This window comes from Caecibacter sp. AF58-12pH5A, assembly GCF_027681725.1.
Classification (GTDB): domain Bacteria; phylum Bacillota; class Negativicutes; order Veillonellales; family Megasphaeraceae; genus Megasphaera; species Megasphaera hominis.
In genome coordinates, this window is record NZ_JAQDBC010000084.1 from 1 (window position 1) to 833 (window position 833).

1 protein-coding gene is annotated in these 833 nt (G+C 28.8%); it reads left to right on the forward strand.

Annotated features, from left to right (window positions below):
- Positions 1 to 84 precede the first annotated feature (84 nt).
- Positions 85 to 609, forward strand: a complete 525-nt coding sequence (locus PGX44_RS13930) for a hypothetical protein (RefSeq protein WP_302132362.1) — start codon at positions 85 to 87, stop codon at positions 607 to 609.
- The last annotated feature ends 224 nt before the right edge of the window (positions 610 to 833 follow it).

The following is an 833-nucleotide window of genomic DNA, read 5'->3' on the forward strand; positions in this document are numbered from 1 at the left end:
ATGCAGCAATACGATGTTGCTTATTGAATCGATTTACACAAAACTCTTGACACACCCGTGCTTCGAAAATAGGTGATATTAAAAATGATTATATTTATAAGTGATTCTTTGTTTTTATTATATATCGTCACTTTTCTTGTGATAATTATTACCATCTATAAATGCATTAAGGCTAAGAAAATAGAAACAAAAACTATAGTGATTATACTAATAGGAGTTGTATATTTATTATTCTATTCGTATGAATCCATACCATCCGAAAAGGTTCAATATAATCACATAGCAATATCAGACGTAGAGGGATTATCAGAAAAAGAAATTGTTAACAAAATACTAATCCAAGAATTTGACTATTATAAATCCGAGAGATTATTCACTAAAAATCAAATTTTTGATTATAAAATTAATCGAATTAATGGCCCAATAAACGATACCAGTAAGACAGACAATCACTATTATGATGTATCATATTCAGTAAAAACCATAGCTCCGGCTTGGATTGCAGGTAATGGAAAAAATGAAGGCCTATGGGTAAATAGCAAATCCGAATTCTATAATTTAATCAAAAATAATGACCAATATATTCTAAACCGTGTTGGTGGTTTATAATATGCACCAACTATTAAATTAACCAAGTGATGATGAATAAAAAAGTCAAACTGCAATCAGAATTTAAAATTTTCCCAGATATCATCTATCAACACTATCATAAAAAAACTATATTTTATATACTTATACACTTCTACTGGTAACCCATCTTCAAGCCCAACTTTATATATAATGGGCCTGTGAATTCAGACCAGTACTGAAAATTTTAAGAGTGCATGATATAG

Bases quoted from the DNA above. Each gene is read 5' to 3' on its own strand.
- PGX44_RS13930 (WP_302132362.1), top strand. From the start codon at position 85: ATGATTATATTTATAAGTGATTCTTTGTTTTTATTATATATCGTCACT.